This window comes from Candidatus Sodalis sp. SoCistrobi, assembly GCF_900143145.1.
Taxonomy (GTDB): Bacteria; Pseudomonadota; Gammaproteobacteria; order Enterobacterales; family Enterobacteriaceae; genus SoCistrobi.
The window spans coordinates 1-3,264 of record NZ_FRDB01000275.1; the positions used below are offsets into that span (position 1 = coordinate 1).

General features: G+C 56.6%; 3 protein-coding genes and 1 pseudogene. 3 read left to right on the forward strand and 1 reads right to left on the reverse strand.

The window, feature by feature from the left end; genetic code table 11:
• The 3 genes and pseudogenes from CINSTRO3249_RS14290 to CINSTRO3249_RS14300 form a co-directional block, all read left to right on the forward strand.
• Window positions 1-229 (forward strand): integrase core domain-containing protein (locus CINSTRO3249_RS14290; protein ID WP_143146879.1); only part of this gene is annotated, 229 nt, incomplete at its 5' end.
• Window positions 230-267: 38 nt separating this feature from the next.
• A pseudogene (yegQ, locus tag CINSTRO3249_RS14295) lies at window positions 268-1,311 on the forward strand (tRNA 5-hydroxyuridine modification protein YegQ); the annotation flags it as partial.
• Window positions 1,312-1,640: 329 nt separating this feature from the next.
• Window positions 1,641-2,408: a lipid kinase YegS gene (locus CINSTRO3249_RS14300; RefSeq protein WP_371441389.1), complete on the forward strand. Its 768-nt coding sequence runs from the start codon at window positions 1,641-1,643 to the stop codon at window positions 2,406-2,408.
• A gap of 738 nt (window positions 2,409-3,146) precedes the next feature.
• On the opposite strand, the gene CINSTRO3249_RS14305 is transcribed toward CINSTRO3249_RS14300, so the two are convergent.
• On the reverse strand, window positions 3,147-3,264 hold a 118-nt coding region (locus CINSTRO3249_RS14305), incomplete at its 5' end, for an IS1 family transposase (protein WP_217265379.1).

Genomic DNA, 3,264 nt, shown 5'->3' on the forward strand with positions numbered 1-3,264 from the left:
CGGCGACTCCTACGATAATGCGATGGCAGAGAGTATCAACGGGTTGTACAAAACGGAGGTTATCCACCGCGGGAGCTGGAAAAACCGGACGGAAGTGGAGTTGGCCACGCTGGACTGGGTGGACTGGTACAACAACAGAAGGCTGCTCGGGCGGCTGGGTTACATCCCTCCTACTGAAGCCGAAATGAACTATTACGCTTTGCAATTAGCATCAGAGGAAGCGGCGTAGTATTGCCAAAATTACTCTCTAATAAACTCGGGGTTATTCATTTTCCTGCTATGCCGATTCATTTGTCGGTACAAGCCAACGCGGTCAACTGGGCAACGGTAAAATTTTGGCAACAGGCCGGCCTGAGCCGGGTGATTTTGTCGCGCGAGCTTTCGCTTGAGGAAATAGGCGAAATCCGCGCCCGGGTGCCGGACATGGAGATCGAGGTGTTTGTCCACGGCGCGCTGTGTATGGCCTACTCCGGGCGCTGCCTGCTGTCGGGCTATATCAACAAGCGGGATCCGAATCAGGGCACCTGCACCAACGCCTGCCGCTGGGAATATCGGGTACATGAAGGCCAGCAAGATGAAGTAGGCAATATCGTCCACCAGCACATCCCGGTGACGGAAATCGACGCGCCGCTGGGGGAAGGGGCACCGACGGATCGCGTGTTCATGCTTGAAGAAAGCCAACGTCCCGGCGAATACATGTCCGCCTTCGAGGATCAGCACGGCACCTATATCATGAATTCACGTGACCTGCGCGCGGTGCAGCATGTGGAAAGACTGGCGGGCATCGGCGTCCACTCGCTGAAAATCGAGGGGCGCACCAAGTCGTTTTATTACTGCGCCCGTACCGCCCAGGTCTATCGCCGGGCGATTGACGACGCGGTCGCCGGCAAGCCTTTTGATCCCAGCCTGCTTAGCACGCTGGAAGGGCTGGCGCACCGCGGTTATACCGAAGGTTTCTTGCGCCGCCATACGCATCAGGAATTGCAAAACTATGACTATGGCTACTCGGTATCCGACCGGCAGCAATTCGTCGGCGAATTCAGCGGCGAGCGGGCGGAAGTGCTGGTGAAAAACAAGTTCTCCCGCGGCGACAGCGTTGAACTGATGACCCCGCAGGGCAACCTCTGCTTTACCGTGGAAAACATGACCAATAGCCGGGACCAAGCCATTGATGTCGCCCCCGGTAACGGCCACACGGTTTACCTGCCGGTACCCTCGGAGGTCAATCTGCACTATGCGCTGCTGTTGCGCAATCTTGACGGTACCACCACCCGTCAGCCCCACGGCAGGCCGAACGCCGCTATCGCCTGATTTTTACCCAGTAATTAGAATTGGGTCACAATCCCGCTGCCGGCAACGGGGTATAATCCATTTGCTGAAAAAAATGGAAAACAACGACCAGTTACTCACCAGGACCACCTCTTTTGCCAGCTCATCCTCCCTTGAGCTGGCACTTTATTTTCCCCTTTCCGTCCCGCATCTGGCATAGCATTCGCCCAGTTTACGCATTGTGAAAATCCCTCTCGCCGACGCTCGACTTTTCCATCGTCCAAGATAGTATCTATGCTTAATAAATGCGGCCTCCGCGGGGGGGCAAACCCATCGATTTCAGCAAGGAAACAGCCTCAATGGAAGCACAGGTGCCAAAACAGTCGGCGTCGCTCCTTATCCTTAACGGAAAAAGCGCCGGCAATGGAGAGCTGCGCCAGGCGGTCAACTATTATCGTCAGGAAGGCTACCCGCTCTTCGTGCGCGTTACCTGGGAACACGGCGACGCGCAGCGCTATGTGGCGGAAGCGGTTGAGCGCGGCGTCGCCACCGTCATCGCCGGCGGCGGCGATGGCACCATCAACGAGGTCGCCGGCAAACCGGTGCCGATCGATATCGCCCAGGTCAATAACGACCGTTTTTTCATCAACATGGCCACCGGCGGCTTTGGCACCCGCATCACCACCGAAACCCCGGAAAAACTGAAGTCGGCACTGGGTGGCGCCTCCTATTTCATCCATGGCCTGCTGCGCATGGATACCCTTAAGGCCGACAGTTGCGAAATTCGCAGACCGGGTTTCCACTGGCAGGGCGATGCGCTGGTTATCGGTATCGGTAACGGTCGCCTGGCAGGTGGTGGCCAGGCCCTTTGTCCAGGTGCGCTTATCAACGACGGTCGGTTGCAATTGCGCATTATCGCCTCGGAAGAGTGGCTACCGACGCTTATCAATAGTTTGTCCAACGGCGATGACCAGCCGCAATCCCTCAGCGCCTCGCTGTCGTGGCTGCAGGTGGATGCGCCGAACGAGATCATCTTCAATCTGGACGGGGAACCGTTGCGCGGCCGCCAGTTCCACATCACCGTGATCCCCGCCGCGCTAACCTGCCGCTTACCGCCACAGTGCCCCCTGCTGGCTTAAACGGCGTGGTAACAAGCGCCCGCGCGGCGCTGATTTGATCTTACGCACATTAATAACAGTTTTCGGCGGGTCAAAGGGGAATCTGTATAACAACCTGAGTTAAGCTATATGCTATATTTTTCACCTCAGGATGCCGCTATGCCGCTCTTTACCCCTGACCCCGTTTTGCCGCCGTCGCTCTATTACAGCGCGGCCGAGGCCCACCCCCTGGGGACGCTTACCGTCGAAACCATTGACCATATCGTTAGCGACCTGCGTATCAATGCCAGTGAACGGGAGCATTATGTCACCGGCTGGATGGGCGCCCATAGTGTGGTGATTATTCACCGTTATCAAGACAAACGCGGCACAGCGAGTGGTCTGGTCCTGACCAAAGAGGGCGAGCTGCGCCTGAGCGTGCAGTCGATTACTTTCCGTATCCCCAAGTTTATATTATGGCTGTCGCTGCGCCGCAGGCCACGTACTATGGCCCTCATTACCTATGGTCTTCTGGGCGAGCGGCAAAGCCCGCTGGTGCAATTTTCCCAAGTGACCGATAAAGCGCTGAAACAGCGGCTGGAGCTGGAATGGCAAGCGCTGAATGATTATGTCGGCATGGCGTGTTACCAGATGGAAAACGACACGCCGCTGTGGCGGACGCTGACGAACGGCATCAGCGCCTACGCCCTCGCGCACTGGGTCGCCTCACCCCGTTTCGACGACAAGCGGCTGCAGCAGGACGGGGAATTCGGTCATGACTCAGATTTGCTGATAATGGTGAATGGTCATATACCATCCAATGATCTTGTCATGCATCGTTTCTGATTTTGAAAAGCAAATGGTCTTACGAGCAAGACGTTTAATGTGGGTACGTAAA